We start from the raw sequence: 21,363 nt of genomic DNA, 5'->3' as shown, positions 1-21,363 counted from the left end.
GAGAACTGGTCCAGGAAGAGAAGATCGCCATGTCCCAGTCGCCATCCCTGCTGCAACTGCAAGTACCCAACCCTTTTCTGCAGCGTCATCTGGGCCCGGATGCCCGCGAACAGAGCGCCATGCTCGCGGCCCTGGGGGTCGCCAGTCGCGATGCCCTGATCGAGCAGACCGTCCCGCCAGGTATCCGTTTCGGTCGCCCGCTTGACCTGCCCCCGGCCCTCGACGAGCAGGCAGCCCTGGCCAGACTGGCCGGATACGCCGGGCAGAACCAGGTGTGGACCAGCCTGATCGGCATGGGCTATCACGGTACCGTCACGCCAACCGTCATCCTGCGCAACGTGCTGGAAAACCCCGGCTGGTACACCGCCTACACACCGTATCAGCCGGAGATAGCCCAAGGCCGCCTCGAGGCGCTGCTCAATTTCCAGCAGATGATCATCGACCTCAGCGGCCTGCCGCTGGCCAACGCCTCGTTGCTCGATGAGGCGACGGCCGCCGCCGAGGCCATGGCCCTGGCCAAGCGGGTCGCACGCAGCAAGAGCAATGCGTTCTTCGCCGACGAACACTGTCACCCCCAGACGCTCTCGGTCTTGCGAACCCGTGCCGAAGGTTTCGGCTTCGAGCTGATCGTCGATTCGCTGGAGAACCTGGGCAAGCATCAGGTATTCGGTGCGCTGCTGCAGTACCCCGACACCCATGGCGAGGTCCGCGACCTGCGGCCGTTGATCGAGCAGTTGCATGGCCAGCAGGCGCTGGCCTGCGTTGCCGCCGACCTGTTGAGCCTGGTGGTGCTGACGCCGCCTGGCGAAACCGGGGCCGACGTAGTGCTCGGCTCGAGCCAGCGCTTCGGTGTGCCGATGGGCTATGGCGGGCCTCATGCGGCGTACTTTGCCTGTCGTGACGACTACAAGCGGGCGATGCCCGGACGCATCATCGGCGTGTCCCGCGATGCCCGCGGCAACACCGCCCTGCGCATGGCCCTGCAGACCCGCGAGCAACACATCCGCCGCGAGAAGGCCAATTCCAACATCTGTACCGCCCAGGTACTGCTGGCCAATATCGCCGGTTTCTACGCCGTCTACCATGGCCCCGAAGGCCTGCGGCGCATTGCCCAGCGTGTGCAGCGCCTGACCCAGATCCTGGCGGCCGGGCTGCAGTCCAAGGGCATCAAGCGCCTCAATCAGCACTTCTTCGACACCCTCACCCTCGACGTTGGCGGCACCCAGGCCGCGATCATCGAAAGTGCCGAAGAAGCACGCATCAACCTGCGCATTCTAGGGCGCGGGCATCTGGGCGTGAGCCTGGACGAGACCTGTGACGAAGCGACGGTGCTCAAACTGTTCGACATCTTCCTCGGTGTCGACCACGGGCTGGATGTTGCGACCCTCGACCAGCAGCCCCTGCCCCCGGCAGTGCCGGACACTCTGGTGCGCAGCACGCCGCTGCTCGAACACCCGGTGTTCAACCTGCACCACAGCGAAACCGAGATGCTGCGTTACCTCAAGCAGCTGGAGAGCAAGGACCTGGCGCTGAACCAGTCGATGATCCCGCTGGGCTCGTGCACCATGAAACTCAACGCCACCAGCGAGATGATTCCCATCACCTGGCCTGGCTTTGCCCTGCTGCATCCCTTCGCACCGGCTGCACAGGTGCAGGGCTACAAGGCGATGATCGACGAGCTGGAGGGCTGGCTGTGCGCGATCACCGGTTTCGATGCGATCTGCATGCAGCCCAACTCCGGCGCCCAGGGTGAATATGCCGGGCTGATGGCCATCACCCGCTATCACCGCAGCCGCCATCAACCCCAGCGCACCCTGTGCCTGATTCCGTCGTCGGCCCATGGCACCAACCCGGCCTCGGCGCAGATGGCGGGCATGGAGGTGGTGATCGTCGACTGCGACGAGGCGGGCAACGTCGACCTCGATGATCTCAAGGCCAAGGCGCGCCAAGCCGGGGATCGATTGTCGTGCCTGATGATCACCTACCCCTCGACCCATGGGGTGTACGAGGAGGGCATTCGCGAAATCTGCGAGGTGGTCCATCAACAGGGCGGGCAGGTGTACATGGACGGCGCCAACCTCAACGCTCAGGTGGGCCTGGCGCGTCCGGCGGATATCGGTGCCGACGTCTCGCACATGAACCTGCACAAGACCTTCTGCATCCCCCACGGCGGTGGTGGGCCGGGCATGGGGCCGATCGGGGTACGATCCCACCTGAAGCCTTTCGTCGCCAGCCACCCGGTGGTGCCGGTACCGGGCCTGGACCCGAACAACAGCGCCGTCAGCGCAGCGCCCTGGGGCAGTGCCAGTATCTTGCCGATCAGCTGGATGTACATCGCCCTGATGGGGCCACAGCTCGCCGATGCCAGCGAGGTGGCGATCCTCAGCGCCAACTACCTGGCCAACCGCCTGGCGGGAGCCTTTCCGGTGCTCTATCGCGGGCGTAACCAGCGCGTAGCCCATGAATGCATCCTCGACCTGCGTCCGCTCAAGGCGCAGACCGGGATCACCGAGGAGGACGTGGCGAAGCGCCTGATGGACTATGGCTTCCACGCGCCGACCATGTCGTTCCCGGTGCCGGGCACGCTGATGGTCGAGCCGACCGAGAGTGAGTCGAAGGCGGAACTGGATCGCTTTGTCGAGGCGATGCTGGCGATCCGAGACGAGATTGCCCAGGTGCAGGAGGGGAATTGGCCAGCGGAGGACAATCCGCTCAAGCATGCGCCGCACACGCTGGCCGATGTGCTGGCACCCTGGAATCGGCCATATAGCCTGGAGCAGGCGGTCGCGCCCAGTGCGCATGTGCGCTTGCACAAGTACTGGCCGGCGGTGAATCGGGTGGACAACGTGTACGGCGATCGCAATCTGTTCTGTGCTTGCGTGCCGGTGGACGCGTATCGCTGAATCCGGGCCTGCTGTGGGGGCGGTACTGCGCGGGTCTGCTCGCGCAGCCCGCTCCCGCAGCGGGCGTCGAATGCAGGTTACTGGGCGGTGAGGTTACGGGCCAGGATCGCGTTGGCCAGTTCCATGTCGCTGGCCTGGACGCCAGGGTTGTCGGCGCGCACCTGACGCATCGCCGCTTCCAGGTACGGGCCGCGGATCGAACCTTCGCTTGCCACGAAGCTGCCGGCATCGTCCTGGGCGGCCGCGACCAGTTTGTGGTCTTTGAACGTCAGGTAGGTCGAACCGGTGGTCGCACCGGACGAAATGACGTTGCGCCAGAAGCCGTCGGCCATGGCGGAGCCGATCGGCAGGGACAGCAGGGCAGCAGCCGCAATGGCGGTTTTGAATCGCATGTGAATTACCTCGAACGATGAGGGCGGGGGATGCGAGTTTGGATCGTCGCGCGGGCCGCAAGTTCCTTTGCAGGCTGCGTATGCCGGGCGCTCAGGCACATACCCGAAGGATTTCCGCGAGGCTGGTCATGCCCCGAGCCACCCTGTCTTCACCGCAGCGGCGCAGGTCGCGCATCCCCTGCGCCAGAGCCTGCTGGCGCAGGCTGGCAAGGTCGCTGTCCGGACCGATCCGAGTTCGCAGGGCGTTGTCCAGCACGAGCAGTTCGAATAGCCCCGTGCGCCCTTGGTAACCAGTACCGCGACACTGGCGACATGCTGTTTCACGAGTGCCGGGACGTCCCTTGCAGGCGCTGCAGAAGGTGCGTGCCAGACGCTGGGCCATCACGCCGATCAACGTGGCCTTTATCAGGTAATCGGCCACACCCAGCTCCTGCAGGCGAGTAATGGCGCTGCAAGCGTCGTTGGTGTGCAGGGTCGATAGCACCAGGTGTCCTGTCAACGCCGCCTGGACCGCCACCTGGGCGGTTTCGCGGTCGCGTATCTCGCCGATCATGATGATGTCCGGGTCCTGGCGCAGCAGCGCACGCACGCCGTTGGCAAAGCCGAGGTCGAGGCCGGGCTGGACTTGCAACTGATTGAAGCCGGGCTCCAGGCGCTCGATCGGATCTTCGATGGTGCACAGGTTGACCTCTGGCGTGGCCAGGTGCTTCAGGCTGGCGTAGAGCGTGCTGGTCTTGCCCGAGCCGGTGGGGCCGGTGAGCAAGATGATGCCCTGGCGCTTTGCCAACAGCGCGTGCCACTGCTCCAGCAAGGCACCTTCGAGCCCCAGGCGCTCCAGGTCTTCGTGCAGTTGTTCGGGATCGAAGAGGCGCAACACCAGTTTTTCGCCGAACGGTGTCGGCAGGGTCGACAGACGCAGCTCGACTTGCGCGCTGCCGGGCAGGCGGCTTTTCAGGCGTCCGTCCTGTGGCCGGCGCTTCTCGGCGACATCCATTCGCCCGAGGTGCTTGAGACGGCTGACCAGCGCCAGGACCACGCCTGCGGGAAACTGGTAGACCGTATGCAGCAGGCCGTCGATGCGGTAGCGCAAGCGACCCTCGTCGTGGTGGGGTTCGAGATGGATATCGCTGGCACGCTGCTCGATGGCGTACTGCAGCAGCCAATCGACGATATGCACGATGTGCGCATCGTCGGCGCTGATGGCGGTGCTGCGCCCACCGAGCTCCAGGAGCTGCTCAAGTTCGCCCAGGCTTGCGCGCTGCTGCTGGTGGGCGCCCTGCACGGATCGCGACAGGCGCTGGAACGTGTCGCTGAGCTGGCGCAGTTGCACAGGGCTGGCTAGTACCCGGCGAATCGGCTGGCCTAGGCTGCGGCTCAGGTCGGCTTCCCACTCGCGTTGGTAGGGCTGTGCGCTGGCCACGGTAATGCCGGTCGCATCCAGCGCCACGGCGAGGATGCCGTGGCGCTGGGCGAAAGCGGGCGAGATCAGGCCGGCGACGCGAGCCAGATCGACCTGCAACGGGTCCTGGCGCAGAAAGGGTTGGCCGACCCTTTCTGCCAGCCATTGGCACAGGGTGTCGAGGTCCAGGGTATGACCGGGGCGCAGGCAGTCGCTCAGGGCCAGGCTGGCGAGGACTTCGAGCGGGTGGCCGGGTTGGCTGTGGGCGTGTTCGAGTGCACGCAGGGCATCGCCGGGGGCCAGGCGATGTTCGGCGAGCAGCGTGTCGAGGAGGCGTTTGAGGTCGAGGCTGTGATCGTCAGGGTTGTGCATGGCGGCGTCCTTGCCGAGGCTGCTGAAAGGCCCAGGCAAGGGTAGCTGCAGAGCGGGGCAGGGCCTTGGGGAAGGCGTTTCCGAATCTTGCGGGGCAGGCGTCAGCCCGCCGCCACCTCAGACAGTTTCGGCACGCTTTCCAGAAGGACCTCGCCGACACACACCAGGTTACGCATCTTCTGCGCGATCACCCCGGCGCGGTGCCAGCTGAGGCCGTCGATACCGATCTCCAGCTCCAGCAGGCCGTCGCGCTGGCACACCTGCACGCTGTGTGGTGTGAGGAACTGCAGGGCGAAGAGATTGAGTACCCGGCACAGGCTGTCCGGCTCGGCCTCGATGTCGAGGCGGTAGCGGACCTCGCCATGCAGGGCGCTGGCGGCCCAGGCGTCGCTACGGGGCTGGGGGGGGTGCCGTTCGAGTGCATTCATGGAGCGTCTCCTTCGATGTGGAGAAATTGTCCCAGGTCGAAACCGGCATTTCTTCGCTATGATTGCCCTTGTTTGGTAGTTAGGCGAATAATAATCGTCGTATCTGTGGCGTTTGGAGAGTTGATCATGCAAAGCGAGCTGGATGCCTACGACAGGCGCATCCTTGAACTGCTGCAGGAGGATGCGTCGCTGTCCAGCGCGCAGATCGCCGAACGTGTCGGGCTGTCGCAGTCGCCGTGCTGGCGTCGGATACAGCGCCTGAAGGATGAAGGGGTGATTCGCGCCCAGGTCACCTTGCTGGACCGCAAGAAGGTCGGTCTGAACACGCAGATATTCGCCGAGGTGAAACTCAACGCCCATGGGCGTTCGAATTTCACCGAGTTCACCGAGGCGATCCGCGGCTTTCCGGAAGTACTGGAGTGTTATGTGCTGATGGGGGCGGTCGACTTCCTGCTGCGTATCGTCACCTCGGACATCGAGGCCTACGAGCGGTTCTTCTTCGAGAAGCTGTCGAACGTACCGGGGATACAGGAAGTGAATTCGATCGTGGCACTCTCGGAGATCAAGTCCACCACCTGCCTGCCGCTATCGAGCTGAGGCCTTCGCAGGTAAATCGGGTCGGTGCCCCGATTTACCTGCGAAGAAGCCGACGCGCGATTACACCTTGAGCAGGTGTTTCCAGGCGCGGCTCTGGTCGATGGCGCGAGCCTGCTCGATGCGGGCTTCGAACAGCGCGTCCGACTGCTCTTCGGCCAGCGGCTGCTCGGCCAGTTCGTGCAGCTTCTTCAGATCGCCGTACAGGCGGTCCAGTTGCGGTACTTCCAGCACCTGGCGGGCGTGGTGCAGCCAGGTCAGCAACTGCTCGATGCGCGGCAACTGCTCACCCAGATCCTCTGGGCGCTGGGTGTACAGCGGAAGTTTCAGCGCGCGGCCTTCTTCACCCAGTTGGTGGTGCAGCCAGCTGGCCAGTTGCGCCTTGCCCTGGCGCTCGCCGCGGCCCTTGCGCTCGACGGTCCAGGCGCGCGCCAGCAGCCAGCGCGAGGTTTCCAGGGAGAATTGGCCCCAGCGGGTGTCTTCCAGCTCTTCGGCGAACTGCTCGGGCGCGGCGCGGCGGATGTCTTCGTCCTCGTTGCCGGCCTGCACCAGCGGGCGCCAGTCTTCGAGCAGGGCGTCGAGGCGGGCGCGCAGGTCACGGGTGGTAGCTCGTGGCGCGGCCTGGCCCAGGCTGCTGGTGAGGGCGCGCAGCTCTGCCAGGCACTGCACCCATTCCTGCAGCAGGCGCCAGTGGCCGTTGTGACGGTACTGTTCTGCCAGGCGCTGGCTGCTGCCCAGCAGTTGCCAGGCGAGCGCGGCGTAGGCGTCATCCACGGCCATTTCGGCGTCCAGCTCGGTGTGTGGCAGGCTCAACTCGTAGCTGTCTGGCTCGAGCAGGCGGTAGCCGCGCTCGGCCTTGCTGATGTCGCAGGGCATCAGGGCCAGCGTGGCGGAGAGCTCGGCGGCCAGCTCCAGCAGGGCTTCAGGGGCGCCTTCACGCAGCTCCAGTTCGAGCTCGCAGATTTCTTCCTTGCGTTTGCCGGCAATGACGAAGCCTTGGTCGAGCGCGGCTTCGATCACCACCTTGGCCTTGCCGCGACCCCAGGAGATCTCGGCGTATTCGCGGGTGAAATCGGTGGTGAACAATGGCTTGATGGTCTTCTTGTCCAACTCGGCCAATTGCTCGGGCCAGCAGCTGGCGTCGAGTTTCTTCAGGTCCAGCTTGACCTTGTCCAGGTACCACTCGTACTCGTTGCGCTCGGACAGGCCGGCAACGCTCTGCCCACGGCACTTGAGGGTCTGGATGATGACCTCGCCGTCGCGGCGCAGGCGCAGGGCGACGCGGGCTGCAGAGAGCTCGCGCTCGGGGGTGTCGAAGTACTGGTTGAGCAGTTCGCGGGTCTGCCAGCCGGACTTGTTGCGCTTCTTCAGCAAGGGGTGCTCGCGCAGGGCGGCAAGGGTCTCGCGGCTGGCGCGGAGCTTGAGTTCGGTTTCTTTGTGCATCGCTGGCTCGAAGGAAGGCGTGGTTGCCGGAGAGTCTACAGGAGTTGCCCTGCCAAGGGACGGCATTGCTATGATGACCGCCATGCTTTACGAGGAGTCCGTGCATGCCGTTGCCATCGCTCAAAGACCAGTTCGCCGCCCTGATCGCCGCCCCCTCGGTCAGCTGCACCCAGGCCGCACTGGACCAGTCCAACCGCCAGGTCATCGACCTGCTCGCCAACTGGTTGGGCGATCTGGGTTTCCGTTGCGAGGTCCAGGAGGTCACTCCAGGCAAGTTCAACCTGCTCGCCAGCCGCGGTACCGGCCCGGGCGGCCTGGTGCTGGCCGGCCACAGCGATACGGTGCCATTCGATCCACAGTTGTGGAGCAGCGACCCGTTGAAGCTCACCGAAGTGGATGGCCGCTGGGTAGGGCTGGGCAGTTGCGACATGAAGGGCTTCTTCGCCTTGGTGATCGAGGCGGTGATCCCGCTGCTGGAGCACGACTTCAAGCAACCGCTGCTGATCCTCGCCACCTGCGATGAAGAAAGCTCGATGTCGGGCGCTCGCGCCCTGGCCGAAGCGGGACAGCCGCTGGGCCGGGCGGCGGTGATCGGCGAACCCACTGGGCTGAAGCCGATCCGCATGCACAAGGGCATCCTCATGGACCGCATCGATATTCTCGGGCGCAGCGGCCATTCGTCGGATCCAAGCCTGGGCCACAGTGCCCTGGAGGCCATGCACGCGGTGATGGGCGAACTCATGGGCCTGCGCCAGCAGTGGCAGCAGACCTACCGCAATCCGCAATTCACCGTGCCCACGCCGACGATGAACTTCGGCTGCATCCACGGCGGCGACAACCCCAATCGCATCTGTGGCCAGTGCGCCCTGGAGTTCGACCTGCGCCCGTTGCCAGGGATGGACGTGGAGCAACTGCGTGCGGCTATCCGGGCAAAGCTCAAACCTGTGGCCGAGCGCCATGAAGTGCGCATCGACTATGCGCCGCTGTTCCCCGAGGTACCACCGTTCGAGCAGGACGCCGACGCCGAGCTGGTGCAATTGGCCGAACGTCTGACCGGCCATCGTGCCGAAGCGGTGGCCTTTGGCACCGAAGCGCCTTATCTTCAACAGCTGGGTTGCCAGACCATCGTGCTCGGCCCCGGCGACATCGCTTGCGCCCATCAGCCGGGCGAGTACCTTGAAATGTCACGAATCGAGCCTACCGTGCGTCTATTGCGTGATCTTGTCCGGCACTATTGCCTGAGCTAAACGTCAACTGACCTGATTCGTTCCTGCCTAGAGGAGACCGCGCGTGACCGCAAGCCTGTTCCGACGATGACTTTCGAACGTTGTGCGCCTTCACCCGTCTCGTTCACTTATCCACAGGCCCTGTCATGCCCGAATACGTCAACTGGCTGCGTCATGCCTCCCCGTACATCAATGCCCATCGCGACTGCACCTTCGTGGTCATGCTCCCCGGCGATGGTGTCGAACACCCCAACTTCGGCAATATCGTCCACGACCTGGTGCTGCTGCACAGCCTGGGCGTGCGTCTGGTACTGGTCCACGGCTCGCGCCCGCAGATCGAAAGCCGGCTGGCTGCCCGCGGCCTGACCCCGCATTACCATCACGGCCTGCGCATCACCGACGCCGCGACCCTGGAGTGCGTGATCGACGCCGTCGGCGCCCTGCGCCTGGCCATCGAAGCGCGCCTGTCGATGGATATCGCCGCATCGCCCATGCAGGGCTCGCGCCTGCGTGTGGCCTGCGGCAACCTGGTGACTGCACGGCCTATCGGCGTGCTGGAGGGGGTCGACTACCACCACACCGGCGAGGTACGACGCATCGATCGCAAGGGCATCAGCCGCCTGCTCGACGAGCGCTCCATCGTGTTGTTGTCGCCACTGGGCTATTCGCCGACCGGCGAGATCTTCAACCTGGCCTGCGAAGACGTCGCCACCCGTGCCGCCATCGAACTGGGCGCTGACAAGTTGCTGTTGTTCGGCGCCGAGCCGGGCCTGCTGGACGACAAGGGCAAGCTGGTGCGTGAGCTGCGGCCGCAGCAGGTTCCGGCGCACCTGCAACGCCTGGGCAGCGACTATCAGGGTGAGCTGCTCGATGCCGCCGCCGAGGCCTGCAAGGGCGGGGTAGCGCGCAGCCATATTGTCAGCTACGCCGAGGATGGTGCGCTGCTCACCGAACTGTTCACCCGCGACGGCGGTGGCACGCTGGTAGCCCAGGAGCAGTTTGAGATCGTTCGCGAGGCGACCATCGAGGATGTCGGCGGCCTGCTCGAGCTGATCAGCCCGCTGGAAGAGCAGGGCATTCTTGTGCGCCGTTCGCGCGAGGTGCTGGAGCGGGAAATCGAGCAGTTCAGTGTGGTGGAGCGTGACGGCATGATCATCGCCTGTGCGGCGTTGTATCCGATTGCCGAGTCCGAGGCGGGCGAGCTGGCGTGCCTGGCGGTGAATCCGGAATACCGACATGGGGGCCGGGGTGATGACCTGCTCGAGCGTATCGAAACCCGTGCGCGGCAGTTGGGCCTCAATACCCTGTTCGTGCTGACGACACGTACGGCGCACTGGTTCCGCGAGCGCGGGTTCCAGCCCAGTGGCGTGGAACGGCTGCCGGCGGCGCGGGCTTCGCTGTACAACTACCAGCGCAATTCGAAGATTTTCGAGAAGTCGTTGTAGGTCAGTACCGGCCCTATCGCGGGACAAGCCCGCTCCCACAGGCACCCCTCCGACTGTGAGACCAGCGGGTGCCTGTGGGAGCGGGTTTACCCGCGAAGCAGACACCGCGAACCTCAATGAAAAACGCCGCCCTTGAGGGCGGCGTTTTCGTTTACACGGTATGCAGATACCAGTTGTACTCGAGGTCGGAGATCGAGTGTTCGAACTCCTCCAGCTCGCTCTCCTTGCACGCGACGAAAATGTCGATGTACTTCGGATCGATGTACTTGTTCAGGATCTCGCTGTCGTCCAGCTCGCGCAGGGCATCGCGCAGGTTGTTCGGCAGGCTCTGTTCCAGCTGCTCGTAGGAGTTGCCTTCGATCGGCTCACCCGGCTCGATCTTGTTGGTCAGGCCGTGGTGCACACCAGCCAGGACCGCCGCCATCATCAGGTACGGGTTGGCGTCGGCACCGGCCACGCGGTGCTCGATGCGCACGGCGTCCGGCGAGCCGGTTGGCACGCGCAGGGCCACGGTGCGGTTGTCCAGGCCCCAGCTCGGCGCGTTCGGTACGTAGAACTGCGCGCCGAAACGGCGGTACGAGTTGACGTTCGGGCAGAGGAAGGCCATCGAAGCGGGCAGGGTCTCGAGCACACCGCCGACAGCGTGACGAAGCGCGGCGTTCTGCTCGGGATCCTCGCTGGTGAAGATGTTGTTGCCATCTTTGTCCAGCACGGAGATGTGTACATGCAGGCCGTTGCCAGCCTGGCCCGGGTAGGGCTTGGCCATGAAGGTGGTGTCCATTTCATGGTCGTAGGCGATGTTCTTGATCAGGCGCTTGAGCAGCACTGCGTAGTCACAAGCCTTCAGCGGATCAGGCACGTGGTGCAGGTTGACCTCGAACTGCGCCGGGGCGCTTTCCTTGACGATCGCGTCGGCCGGGATGCCCTGCTCCTTCGCGCCTTCGAGGATGTCCTGCAGGCAGTCGGCATACTCGTCCAGGTCGTCGATCAGGTAGACCTGGGTCGACTGTGGACGCTTGCCCGAGATCGGCGAGCGCGGCGGCTGCGGACGGCCGTTCACGTTCTCCTGGTCGATCAGGTAGAACTCCAGCTCGAATGCGGCGCAAATGGTCAGGCCCATGTCGGTGAACTTGCTCACCACCTGGCGCAACACTTCACGCGGGTCGGCGAAGAACGGCTCGCCTTCGATTTCGTGCATGGTCATCAGCAGTTGCGCGGTCGGGCGCTTCTGCCAAGGTTCGTTGGAGAGGGTGCCAGGGATCGGGTAGCAGATGCGGTCGGCGTCGCCGATGTCCAGGCCAAGGCCCGTGCTTTCGACGGTCGAACCGTTGATATCCAGGGCGAAGAGGGAGGCGGGCAGGTTGATGCCTTTCTCGTAAACCTTGTGAAGGCTCGTGCGTTCGATACGCTTGCCACGAACCACACCATTCATATCTGCAATCAGAAGGTCAACGTAGAGAACCTCAGGATGTTCCTTAAGGAACGCGTTCGCTTCGTTAAGCTGAACGGCACGCGGGGGTACCGACATGATGCAACACCTTTGTTGTTAAAAATATCAATCAAGGGGGGCTTGCAGACCCAGTCAATCGAAAAGACAAACTGATGTCAAGCCAACCTCCTGATGCCCTGAAATGGCACATCAACGGCGGATTTGCTGCATATAAGGGCATGCCATTATCCGCTAAATCTGTAGGAAAGGGCTACGGCGATGGTGGCGTATTTTATTTTTTACGGAGGTGTTGTGAAAAAAAATGAACGAGGCTAAGCTCGGTCGCAACCCATAACAGTAATAATACGAGGGTCACATGGTCCGCCAGTCGCGACCTGAAAGCGCCGCCTGCGCTGTGCAGTCAGGTATTTTCACCGCTTGCCGAAAGGCCCTCGCGCGCCTGGCCCATCCCAGGAGCAGACTGGCCGCAATAATTGACGACCGGCACAGTCAGCCCTCGCCCCGTAGCAGTTTACTGCACGCTTTTCTTCCTTCCTGCCCTTTGCTTTCGAGATCGACACGCGTTTTGCGCGTGGAACGGCTGCCGTCCTGCGCATGGGTTTTTGCTTTGGCAACGTACACCATCCAGAATCAAGGCGTGGGCCTTGCCAGGCCCTGCCGCGCCGAATGCGCCGACATTGACCGACGCCAGGCGTCAGTAGCGCCCGCCCCGCTGGGGCTGGGTCAAATGACCTCCTGAGGTATTTATGAGTAACAACCTCGACCAGCTCACCGATTGGTTGAAAGAGCACAAGATCACCGAAGTCGAATGCCTGATCAGCGACCTGACCGGCATCACCCGTGGCAAGATCTCGCCGACCAACAAATTCATCGCCGAAAAGGGCATGCGCCTGCCCGAAAGCGTTTTGTTGCAAACTGTGACTGGCGACTATGTCGACGACGACATCTATTACGACCTGCTCGACCCGGCCGACATCGACATGATCTGCCGCCCCGACCAGGACGCGGTGTTCCTGGTGCCTTGGGCCATCGAGCCGACCGCCCAGGTGATCCACGACACCTATGACAAGAAGGGCAATCCGGTCGAACTGTCGCCGCGCAACGTCCTCAAGAAGGTGCTCAAACTCTATGCCGACAAGGGTTGGCAGCCGATCGTCGCGCCAGAGATGGAGTTCTACCTGACCAAGCGCAGCGAAGATCCGGACTTCCCGCTGCAACCACCGGTGGGTCGCTCTGGTCGTCCGGAAACCGGACGCCAGTCGTTCTCCATCGAGGCCGCCAACGAATTCGACCCGCTGTTCGAAGACGTCTATGACTGGTGCGAATTGCAGCAGCTGGACCTCGACACCTTGATCCACGAAGACGGCACGGCGCAGATGGAGATCAACTTCCGTCACGGCGACGCGCTGCACCTGGCCGACCAGATCCTGGTGTTCAAGCGCACCATGCGCGAGGCCGCGCTCAAGCACAACGTGGCCGCGACCTTCATGGCCAAGCCCATGACCGGCGAGCCCGGCAGCGCCATGCACCTGCACCAGAGCGTGATCGACATCGCCACCGGCAAGAACATCTTCTCCAATGAAGACGGCAGCATGAGCACGCTGTTCCTGCATCACATCGGCGGCCTGCAGAAACTCATTCCCGAGGCGTTGCCGTTGTTCGCACCGAACGTCAACTCGTTCCGTCGCTTCCTGCCTGACACCTCGGCACCCGTGAACGTGGAGTGGGGCGAAGAGAACCGTACCGTCGGCCTGCGCGTACCGGATGCCGGCCCGCAGAACCGCCGCGTGGAAAACCGCCTGCCGGGCGCCGACGCCAACCCCTACCTGGCCATCGCCGCGAGCCTGCTGTGCGGCTTCATCGGCATGGTCGAGGGCATCGAGGCCAGCGCGCCAGTCCAGGGCCGTGGCTATGAGCGGCGCAACCTGCGCCTGCCGCTGACCATCGAGGACGCCCTGGAGCGTATGGAGAACAGCCGGTCGCTTGTGCAGTACCTGGGCAAGAAGTTCATTACCGGCTACGTCGCCACCAAGCGCGCAGAGCATGAAAACTTCAAGCGCGTCATCAGTTCCTGGGAGCGTGAGTTCCTGCTGTTTGCCGTGTGATCAACCCTGGGGCCGCCGCAACGTGGCCATCGGATAGTGGAGAAGCAGATGAGCGTCAACAACCCGCAAACCCGTGAATGGCAAAACCTGAGCGGCGAGCACCACCTGGCACCCTTCAGCGACTACAAGCAACTGAAGGCGAAGGGGCCGCGCATCATCACCAAGGCCCAGGGTGTGCATTTGTGGGACAGCGAGGGGCACAAGATCCTCGATGGCATGGCCGGCCTATGGTGCGTGGCGGTCGGCTATGGTCGCGAAGAACTGGTCCAGGCGGCAGAAAAGCAGATGCGCGAGCTGCCGTACTACAACCTGTTCTTCCAGACCGCGCATCCGCCGGCACTGGAGCTGGCCAAGGCCATTACCGACGTGGCACCCGAAGGCATGAGCCATGTGTTCTTCACCGGCTCCGGCTCCGAGGGCAACGACACCGTGCTGCGCATGGTTCGCCACTACTGGGCGCTCAAGGGCAAGCCGAACAAGCAGACGCTTATCGGCCGGGTCAACGGCTACCACGGCTCCACCGTCGCTGGCGCCAGCCTTGGCGGCATGAGCGGCATGCACGAGCAGGGCGGCTTGCCGATCCCGGGTATCGTGCACATCCCGCAGCCGTACTGGTTCGGCGAGGGCGGCGACATGACCCCGGATGAATTTGGGGTGTGGGCTGCCGAGCAGTTGGAGAAGAAAATTCTGGAGGTCGGCGAAGACAACGTCGCCGCCTTCATCGCCGAGCCGATCCAGGGCGCCGGCGGGGTGATCATTCCTCCCGAGACTTACTGGCCGAAGATCAAGGAGATCCTCGCCCGCTACGACATCCTGTTCGTCGCCGACGAAGTGATCTGCGGCTTTGGCCGTACCGGCGAGTGGTTCGGCTCCGATTATTACGACCTCAAGCCTGACCTGATGACCATCGCCAAGGGCCTGACCTCCGGTTACATCCCCATGGGCGGTGTGATCGTGCGTGACAAGGTGGCCAAGGTGCTCAGCGAAGGTGGCGATTTCAACCACGGCTTCACCTACTCCGGCCACCCGGTGGCAGCGGCGGTGGGGTTGGAAAACCTGCGCATCCTGCGTGACGAGAAGATCGTCGAGCGCGCACGCACGGAAGTGGCACCGTACTTGCAAAAACGTCTTCGCGAACTGCAAGACCACCCGCTGGTGGGCGAGGTACGCGGCCTGGGCCTGCTCGGCGCAATCGAGCTGGTCAAGGACAAGGCGACCCGCAGCCGTTACGAAGGCAAGGGCGTGGGCATGGTTTGCCGCAACTTCTGTTTCGACAACGGCCTGATCATGCGCGCAGTGGGCGACACCATGATCATCGCGCCGCCGCTGGTAATAAGCCGCGAAGAAGTGGACGAACTGGTGGAAAAGGCGCGCAAGTGCCTGGATCTGACCCTGGAAGCGATTCGATAGGCGTTTGCTAGGCTAGCGATGTGACATTAAGTCGTTACAAGGCCCTGCTTTCCTTGAAACAGCGCCTTGTAACTTGCCAGACTAGCGGTTGTTTCAGTCGTCCAGCGCTTGCACCACGGGACCTGGCAGCTGAACAGATGGCTACTAAAAAAATTCTGGAGCATAACGCATGAAGAAAATGGGCAAGACGTTGCTGGCCGCCGCCCTGATGGGTGCCATGGCCACTGCTGTTCACGCTGAAGACAAGGTGCTGAACGTCTACAACTGGTCGGACTACATCGCTCCGGACACCATCGCCAAGTTCGAGAAGCAGACCGGCATCAAGGTCAAGTACGACGTCTTCGACAGCAACGAAACCCTGGAAGCCAAGCTGCTGGCAGGCAAGTCGGGCTACGACATCGTCGTGCCGTCCAACAACTTCCTGGCCAAGCAGATCAAGGCCGGCGTTTACGAGGAGCTCGACCGCTCCAAGCTGCCGAACTGGAAGAACCTCGACGAAGACCTGCTCAAGGCCGTTGGCGACGCCAGCGACAAAGGCAACAAGCATGCCTTCCCGTACATGTGGGGCTCCATCGGCATCGGCTACAACCCGGCCAAGGTCAAGGCCGCGCTGGGCGTGGACAAGATCGATTCGTGGGACGCCGTGTTCAAGCCGGAGAACATCGCCAAGCTCAAGAGCTGCGGCGTGAGCTTCCTCGATGCGCCGACCGAAATGCTTCCGGCCGCGCTGCATTACCTGGGCAAGCCGACCGACAGCACCACCAAGGAAGACCTGAAGGCGGCCGAGGACCTGTTCCTGAAGATCCGTCCTTCGATCACCTACTTCCACTCCTCCAAGTACATCGGCGACCTGGCCAACGGCAACATCTGCGTGGCCGTCGGCTACTCGGGCGACCTGGAGCAGTCCAAGGCCCGCGCCCACGAAGCCGGCGACAAGGTCAAGCTGGACTACATCATTCCGAAAGAAGGCGCTGGTACCTTCTACGACATGGTCGCCATCCCGAAAGATGCCGAGCATAAAGATGCCGCCTACCAGTTCATGAACTTCCTGCTGCAACCGGAAGTCATGGCCGAGATCACCAACGCCGTGCGCTTCCCGAACGGCAACAAGGCCGCGACCCAGTTCGTCGACAAGGACATCACCAGCGACCCGAGCATTTATCCGCCAGCGGAAGTGAAGAAACAGCTGTACGCGATCGCTGCTCCTGAAGCGGCCGCCCAGCGTTTGATCACCCGTAGCTGGACCAAGATCAAGTCGGGCAAGTAAGCCCGATGCGGGGCTCTCTGGGTCGGGGTTTTCCGGCCCAGGGGGCATAAACCTCGATTGTCGATTGCGACATCCCAGCCACGCAGGTAAGTTGCGCGCCGGTTTTGCGTGTACGGCTGCTCCCAGCCGCCACCGAAGGCTCTGATTGTGAGGACCAACCACTTTTCTATTTCTGTATTGCGCAAGGCCATGATGGCTGGAGCAGGTCTGACGCTGGCCTGCAGCGTTCAAGCGGCGCCCACGGTGCACTTCTACAACTGGTCCGACTATGTCGGCCCGACCACGCTCGCGGACTTCGAGAAAGAGACGGGCATCAAGCCCGTGCAGGATGTCTTCGACTCCAACGAAACCCTGGAAGGCAAGCTGCTGGCCGGTAACACCGGCTATGACGTAGTGGTGCCGTCCAACCATTTCCTCGGCAAGCAGATCAAGGCGGGCGCGTTCCAGAAGCTCGACAAGCATCTGCTGCCCAATTATTCCAACCTGGACCCGGCGCTGATGAAGCGCCTGGAAAAGAACGATCCGGGCAACCAGTACGCCGTGCCTTACCTGTGGGGCACCAACGGCATCGGCTACAACGTCGACAAGGTCAAGGCCACGCTGGGCGTGGACAAGATCGACTCCTGGGCGGTGCTGTTCGAACCCGAGAACATGAAGAAACTCTCCAAGTGCGGTGTGGCCTTCCTCGACTCGGCGGACGAGATGCTCCCGGCGGTGCTCAACTACATGGGGCTCAACCCCAACAGCACCGATCCAAAGGATTACGCCAAGGCCGAGAAGAAGCTGCTGGCGGTACGCCCGTACGTGACCTACTTCCACTCGTCCAAGTACATCACCGACCTTGCCAACGGCGACATCTGCGTCGCGGCAGGCTTCTCCGGCGATGTATTCCAGGCCAAGGCCCGTGCTGAAGAAGCCAAGAAGGGCGTGAACCTGGCCTACGCCATTCCCAAGGAAGGCGGCAACCTCTGGTTCGACGTGCTGGCGATTCCCAAGGACGCCAAGAACGTGAAAGAGGCCCACGCCTTCATCAACTATTTGCTGAAACCTGAGGTTATCGCCCAGGTCAGTGATTACGTCGGTTATGCCAACCCCAACCCCAAGGCTGGCGACCTGATGGACCAGGCTGTGAGAACTGACGCTGCGGTTTACCCATCGCAGGAAGTGCTGGACAAGATGTTCGTCAACGCGGAGTTGCCCCCCAAGGTGCAACGTCTGATGACCCGCAGCTGGACCAAGGTCAAGTCGGGCAAGTAAAAATCCAGACCCGACGCGGCCCTGCACACAGGCCGTTCGGGCACAAAAATCTTGTTGGGAGTTTCACTCATGGCAGTTGCCTCCGGTGCCTATAAGAAAGCCCTCGAGGGTGACCAGCAGCCCAAGCAGGTGCTGGTCAAGATCGACCGGGTCACGAAGAAGTTCGACGAAACCATCGCCGTGGACGATGTGTCCCTGGAAATCCGCAAAGGCGAGATCTTCGCCCTGCTGGGCGGCTCCGGTTCCGGCAAGTCCACCTTGCTGCGGATGCTTGCAGGCTTCGAGCGCCCGACCGAAGGTCGGATCTTCCTCGACGGTGTCGACATCACCGACATGCCGCCCTACGAGCGGCCGATCAACATGATGTTCCAGTCTTACGCGCTGTTCCCGCACATGACCGTGGCGCAGAACATCGCCTTCGGCCTGCAGCAGGACAAGATGCCCAAGGCCGACATCGAAGCCCGCGTGGCCGAGATGCTCAAGCTGGTGCACATGACCCAGTACGCCAAGCGCAAGCCGCACCAGCTCTCCGGCGGCCAGCGTCAGCGCGTGGCCCTGGCCCGCTCGCTGGCCAAGCGTCCGAAACTGCTGCTGCTCGACGAGCCGATGGGCGCGCTGGACAAGAAACTGCGTTCGCAGATGCAGCTGGAGCTGGTCGAGATCATCGAGCGGGTCGGTGTGACCTGCGTGATGGTGACCCACGACCAGGAAGAGGCCATGACCATGGCCCAGCGCATCGCCATCATGCACCTGGGCTGGATCGCCCAGATCGGCTCGCCTGTGGATATCTACGAGACGCCAACCAGCCGCCTGGTGTGCGAGTTCATCGGCAACGTCAACCTGTTCGAAGGTGAAGTGATCGACGACGCCGAAGGCCACGCGCTGATCGCCTCGCCGGAGCTCGAGCGCAAGATCTACGTCGGCCACGGTGTCACCACCTCGGTCGAAGACAAGCACATCACTTATGCGCTGCGCCCAGAGAAGCTGCTGGTGACGACGACGCAGCCCGATTTCGAGCACAACTGGTCGCGCGGCAAGGTCCACGACATCGCCTACCTGGGTGGCCACTCGGTGTTCTACGTCGAGCTGCCGAGCGGCAAGATCGTCCAGTCGTTCGTCGCCAACGCCGAACGCCAGGGCGCGCGCCCGACCTGGGGCGATGAAGTCTACGTGTGGTGGGAAGACGACAGCGGCGTGGTACTGCGCTCATGAAACCGCGAAAGCTCAAACGAGCCCTCCAGCGCATCATCCCCGAGGGACGCCATCTGGTGATCGGCGTGCCGTTCATCTGGCTGTTCCTGTTCTTCATGCTGCCGTTCTTCATCGTGCTGAAGATCAGCTTCGCCGAAGCCGACGTGGCGATCCCGCCGTACACGGAGATCTACACCTACGTCGAGGACAAGATCCAGCTGGTGCTGAACCTGGCCAACTATGGCCTGCTCACCGAGGATGACCTGTACATCTCGGCCTACCTTGGCTCGCTCAAGGTCGCCTTCTTCAGCACTTTGCTGTGCCTGCTGATCGGCTACCCGATGGCCTATGCCATCTCCAAGGCCGAGAAGGAGATGCAGACGGTCCTGCTGCTGCTGATCATGATGCCGACCTGGACCGCGATCCTGATCCGCGTCTATGCCTGGATGGGCATCCTCAGCAACAACGGGTTGCTCAACAGCTTCCTGCTGTGGACGGGGCTGATCGATCAGCCGCTGCAGATCCTCAACACCAACCTGGCGGTGTATATCGGCGTGGTCTATTCGTACCTGCCATTCATGATCCTGCCGCTGTACGCGAACCTGGTGAAGCATGACCAGAGCCTGCTGGAAGCTGCAAGCGACCTGGGCTCGAGCACCTTCAACAGCTTCTGGAAGATCACCGTGCCGCTGTCGAAGAACGGCATCATCGCCGGTTGCATGCTGGTGTTCATCCCGGTGGTGGGCGAGTTCGTGATCCCTGAACTGCTCGGCGGTCCGGAAACCCTGATGATCGGTAAAGTGCTGTGGCAGGAATTCTTCAACAACCGTGACTGGCCGGTGGCATCCGCGCTGGCAGTGGTGATGCTGGCGATCCTGATCGTGCCGATCCTGCTGTTCAACCGCAGCCAGGCCAAAGAGATGGAGGGTCGGGCATGAAGCGCTTCAGTTTCTCCAAGCTGATGCTGGTGCTCGGCTTGCTGTTCATCTACCTGCCGATGCTGATCCTGGTGATCTACTCGTTCAACGCCTCGAAGCTGGTGACGGTGTGGGGCGGCTGGTCGGTGAAGTGGTACGTCGGTCTGCTCGACAACACCCAGTTGATGGGTTCGGTGATGCGCTCGCTGGAGATCGCCTGCTACACGGCGGTGGCCGCGGTGGCGCTGGGCACCCTGGCGGCCTTCGTGCTGACCCGGGTCACTCGCTTCAAGGGCCGCACGCTGTTCGGTGGCCTGGTCACCGCGCCGCTGGTCATGCCCGAGGTGATCACAGGTCTGTCCCTGTTGCTGCTGTTCGTGGCCATGGCGCAGATGATCGGCTGGCCGCAGGAGCGTGGCGTCGTCACCATCTGGATCGCCCACACCACCTTCTGTGCCGCGTATGTGGCGGTGGTGGTGTCGGCTCGCCTGCGTGAGCTGGACCTGTCGATCGAGGAAGCGGCGATGGACCTGGGTGCCAAGCCGTGGAAGGTGTTCTTCCTGATCACCATCCCGATGATCGCGCCTTCTCTGGCAGCAGGCGGCATGATGTCGTTCGCCCTGTCGCTGGATGACCTGGTGCTGGCCAGCTTCGTGTCCGGCCCGGGCTCGACCACCTTGCCGATGGAAGTGTTCTCGGCCGTGCGTCTGGGTGTGAAGCCCGAGATCAACGCCGTGGCCAGCCTGATCCTGCTGTCGGTGTCGTTGGTGACCTTCCTGGTCTGGTACTTCAGCCGTCGCGCCGAAGAACGCCGCCGCCGGGCGATCCAGCAAGCCATCGAGGAAGGTGCTGCAGCGAACGTCGGCCAACCGCAGGTACGGCGTCCGGCACAGGTTGCTGCGTCGGCCTGACCGGCCCTTTCGCGGGCAAGCCCGCTCCTACAGGTCCAGTTGTAGGAGCGGGCTTGCCCGCGAAGGCTTCACCACCGACTCAAAGCCAGACCGCATCCCAATGCGGATACTCACGCACACTGCTGACCAGCCCTGCTCTCAGCGGATTAGCGATGATGTATCTGGCTGCCTGCAGTACATCCTCCTCCTTGCGCAAAGCCGCGTCGTGATACCCCGGCTGCCAGATCGGCACATGCCGCACTCCGGCCTTGCGCAGGGTGATGGCGCTGCGCGACTTGAACCTGCGCATCAAACTCCCAAGCGTCACCCCCCTCAATTCGATCAACCAGTGCAGATGGTCCGGCATCAGCACCCAGGCGAGCGTGCGGCTGGCGTTTTCCTGATCTGACTGGCGTAGCTGTTTCACCACCAGCCGGGCGCTGCGCAGGTCGTGGAACAGTGGTTGTCGTTCGTGGGTGACGGCAGTCAGCAGGAAGCACCTACCAGGCTCTGAGCAGCGGCCGCGGCGCAGGCGGTGGGAATGGGCCAGGGGCATCGAATTTCCTCCATGAAATTGACCTTGGGAGGTTAGCGGTGCTGTTCCGACCTTGGCGCCAGTCATGGTTTCCGGATTTTGCAGTGGCCTTTTCGCCGCTTCCACAGGCCCACCCCCC

At 63.0% G+C, this 21,363-nt stretch carries 18 protein-coding genes; 12 read left to right on the top strand and 6 right to left on the bottom strand.

Annotated features, from left to right (window positions below; translation table 11 throughout):
* The first annotated feature begins 29 nt into the window (after positions 1-29).
* A complete protein-coding gene (gcvP, locus tag APH44_RS24465) occupies positions 30-2,903 on the top strand; it encodes an aminomethyl-transferring glycine dehydrogenase (RefSeq protein ID WP_054894996.1) in 2,874 nt (957 codons plus the stop codon).
* Between the two features lie 77 nt (positions 2,904-2,980).
* Here the strand turns inward: gcvP and APH44_RS24460 are convergent, their stop codons facing one another.
* From APH44_RS24460 to APH44_RS24450, 3 genes are all read right to left on the bottom strand, one after another.
* Positions 2,981-3,295 (bottom strand): DUF2388 domain-containing protein, encoded by a 315-nt coding sequence (locus APH44_RS24460; protein WP_054894995.1) that lies wholly within the window; start codon positions 3,293-3,295, stop codon positions 2,981-2,983.
* 91 nt (positions 3,296-3,386) lie between these two features.
* Positions 3,387-5,066: a GspE/PulE family protein gene (locus APH44_RS24455; protein WP_054894994.1), complete on the bottom strand. Its 1,680-nt coding sequence runs from the start codon at positions 5,064-5,066 to the stop codon at positions 3,387-3,389.
* A gap of 101 nt (positions 5,067-5,167) precedes the next feature.
* Positions 5,168-5,494 (bottom strand): hypothetical protein, encoded by a 327-nt coding sequence (locus APH44_RS24450; protein ID WP_054894993.1) that lies wholly within the window; start codon positions 5,492-5,494, stop codon positions 5,168-5,170.
* A 126-nt stretch (positions 5,495-5,620) separates the two neighbouring features.
* Here APH44_RS24450 and APH44_RS24445 point away from each other — a divergent pair, with 126 nt between their 5' ends.
* The gene (locus tag APH44_RS24445; RefSeq protein WP_054894992.1) at positions 5,621-6,091 is read left to right on the top strand and encodes an Lrp/AsnC family transcriptional regulator; all 471 of its coding nucleotides are present in this window, start codon (positions 5,621-5,623) and stop codon (positions 6,089-6,091) included.
* Between the two features lie 60 nt (positions 6,092-6,151).
* Here APH44_RS24445 and APH44_RS24440 read toward each other — a convergent pair whose 3' ends face one another.
* Positions 6,152-7,531 carry an inorganic triphosphatase gene (locus tag APH44_RS24440; RefSeq protein WP_054894991.1) on the bottom strand — a complete coding sequence of 460 codons (1,380 nt, stop codon included), beginning with the start codon at positions 7,529-7,531 and terminating at the stop codon, positions 6,152-6,154.
* A gap of 104 nt (positions 7,532-7,635) precedes the next feature.
* Between APH44_RS24440 and argE the strand changes: the two genes are divergently transcribed.
* Together argE and argA are read left to right on the top strand one after the other, a co-directional pair.
* Entirely contained in the window at positions 7,636-8,778 is a 1,143-nt protein-coding gene (gene argE, locus APH44_RS24435; RefSeq protein WP_054894990.1) for an acetylornithine deacetylase, read from the top strand.
* Between the two features lie 125 nt (positions 8,779-8,903).
* A complete protein-coding gene (gene argA / locus APH44_RS24430) occupies positions 8,904-10,202 on the top strand; it encodes an amino-acid N-acetyltransferase (protein WP_054894989.1) in 1,299 nt (432 codons plus the stop codon).
* A 151-nt stretch (positions 10,203-10,353) separates the two neighbouring features.
* Here argA and APH44_RS24425 read toward each other — a convergent pair whose 3' ends face one another.
* A complete protein-coding gene (locus tag APH44_RS24425; RefSeq protein ID WP_054894988.1) occupies positions 10,354-11,730 on the bottom strand; it encodes a glutamine synthetase family protein in 1,377 nt (458 codons plus the stop codon).
* Between the two features lie 74 nt (positions 11,731-11,804).
* On the opposite strand from APH44_RS24425, the gene APH44_RS29880 reads away from it, so the two are divergent.
* From APH44_RS29880 to APH44_RS24390, 8 genes are all read left to right on the top strand, one after another.
* A complete protein-coding gene (locus tag APH44_RS29880) occupies positions 11,805-11,957 on the top strand; it encodes a hypothetical protein (RefSeq protein WP_156343793.1) in 153 nt (50 codons plus the stop codon).
* A 441-nt stretch (positions 11,958-12,398) separates the two neighbouring features.
* A complete protein-coding gene (locus APH44_RS24420; RefSeq protein ID WP_054894987.1) occupies positions 12,399-13,757 on the top strand; it encodes a glutamine synthetase family protein in 1,359 nt (452 codons plus the stop codon).
* 48 nt (positions 13,758-13,805) lie between these two features.
* Positions 13,806-15,167, top strand: coding sequence for an aspartate aminotransferase family protein (locus APH44_RS24415; protein ID WP_054894986.1), 1,362 nt, complete (start codon positions 13,806-13,808; stop codon positions 15,165-15,167).
* A gap of 169 nt (positions 15,168-15,336) precedes the next feature.
* Positions 15,337-16,434 carry a polyamine ABC transporter substrate-binding protein gene (locus tag APH44_RS24410; protein WP_054894985.1) on the top strand — a complete coding sequence of 366 codons (1,098 nt, stop codon included), beginning with the start codon at positions 15,337-15,339 and terminating at the stop codon, positions 16,432-16,434.
* A 189-nt stretch (positions 16,435-16,623) separates the two neighbouring features.
* Positions 16,624-17,691: a polyamine ABC transporter substrate-binding protein gene (locus APH44_RS24405; RefSeq protein ID WP_054894984.1), complete on the top strand. Its 1,068-nt coding sequence runs from the start codon at positions 16,624-16,626 to the stop codon at positions 17,689-17,691.
* A gap of 69 nt (positions 17,692-17,760) precedes the next feature.
* Positions 17,761-18,903, top strand: coding sequence for an ABC transporter ATP-binding protein (locus tag APH44_RS24400; RefSeq protein ID WP_054894983.1), 1,143 nt, complete (start codon positions 17,761-17,763; stop codon positions 18,901-18,903).
* A 35-nt stretch (positions 18,904-18,938) separates the two neighbouring features.
* On the top strand, positions 18,939-19,820 hold the full coding sequence (locus APH44_RS24395) for an ABC transporter permease subunit (protein ID WP_172964842.1): 882 nt from the start codon (positions 18,939-18,941) through the stop codon (positions 19,818-19,820).
* A complete protein-coding gene (locus APH44_RS24390; RefSeq protein ID WP_054894981.1) occupies positions 19,817-20,710 on the top strand; it encodes an ABC transporter permease subunit in 894 nt (297 codons plus the stop codon). Before APH44_RS24395 ends, APH44_RS24390 begins: the two co-directional genes overlap by 4 nt.
* 79 nt (positions 20,711-20,789) lie before the next feature.
* Here APH44_RS24390 and APH44_RS24385 read toward each other — a convergent pair whose 3' ends face one another.
* Complete coding sequence (locus APH44_RS24385; protein WP_054894980.1) at positions 20,790-21,245, bottom strand: transposase; 456 nt, start codon at positions 21,243-21,245, stop codon at positions 20,790-20,792.
* Positions 21,246-21,363: the final 118 nt, after the last annotated feature.

The sequence above is a fragment of the Pseudomonas sp. NBRC 111143 genome (assembly GCF_001320965.1).
Lineage (GTDB): Bacteria > Pseudomonadota > Gammaproteobacteria > Pseudomonadales > Pseudomonadaceae > Aquipseudomonas > Aquipseudomonas machongensis.
This window is presented reverse-complemented; position numbering and strand designations above follow the sequence as displayed.

Coding starts and splice junctions, on each gene's coding strand:
- APH44_RS24440 (WP_054894991.1), bottom strand. CDS start 7,531: ATGCACAAAGAAACCGAACTCAAGCTCCGCGCCAGCCGCGAGACCCTT.
- APH44_RS24415 (WP_054894986.1), top strand. CDS start 13,806: ATGAGCGTCAACAACCCGCAAACCCGTGAATGGCAAAACCTGAGCGGC.
- APH44_RS24405 (WP_054894984.1), top strand. CDS start 16,624: ATGATGGCTGGAGCAGGTCTGACGCTGGCCTGCAGCGTTCAAGCGGCG.
- APH44_RS24390 (WP_054894981.1), top strand. CDS start 19,817: ATGAAGCGCTTCAGTTTCTCCAAGCTGATGCTGGTGCTCGGCTTGCTG.
- APH44_RS29880 (WP_156343793.1), top strand. CDS start 11,805: ATGTCAAGCCAACCTCCTGATGCCCTGAAATGGCACATCAACGGCGGA.
- APH44_RS24450 (WP_054894993.1), bottom strand. CDS start 5,494: ATGAATGCACTCGAACGGCACCCCCCCCAGCCCCGTAGCGACGCCTGG.
- argA (WP_054894989.1), top strand. CDS start 8,904: ATGCCCGAATACGTCAACTGGCTGCGTCATGCCTCCCCGTACATCAAT.
- APH44_RS24400 (WP_054894983.1), top strand. CDS start 17,761: ATGGCAGTTGCCTCCGGTGCCTATAAGAAAGCCCTCGAGGGTGACCAG.
- APH44_RS24460 (WP_054894995.1), bottom strand. CDS start 3,295: ATGCGATTCAAAACCGCCATTGCGGCTGCTGCCCTGCTGTCCCTGCCG.
- argE (WP_054894990.1), top strand. CDS start 7,636: ATGCCGTTGCCATCGCTCAAAGACCAGTTCGCCGCCCTGATCGCCGCC.
- APH44_RS24420 (WP_054894987.1), top strand. CDS start 12,399: ATGAGTAACAACCTCGACCAGCTCACCGATTGGTTGAAAGAGCACAAG.
- gcvP (WP_054894996.1), top strand. CDS start 30: ATGTCCCAGTCGCCATCCCTGCTGCAACTGCAAGTACCCAACCCTTTT.
- APH44_RS24410 (WP_054894985.1), top strand. CDS start 15,337: ATGAAGAAAATGGGCAAGACGTTGCTGGCCGCCGCCCTGATGGGTGCC.
- APH44_RS24445 (WP_054894992.1), top strand. CDS start 5,621: ATGCAAAGCGAGCTGGATGCCTACGACAGGCGCATCCTTGAACTGCTG.
- APH44_RS24455 (WP_054894994.1), bottom strand. CDS start 5,066: ATGCACAACCCTGACGATCACAGCCTCGACCTCAAACGCCTCCTCGAC.
- APH44_RS24385 (WP_054894980.1), bottom strand. CDS start 21,245: ATGCCCCTGGCCCATTCCCACCGCCTGCGCCGCGGCCGCTGCTCAGAG.
- APH44_RS24425 (WP_054894988.1), bottom strand. CDS start 11,730: ATGTCGGTACCCCCGCGTGCCGTTCAGCTTAACGAAGCGAACGCGTTC.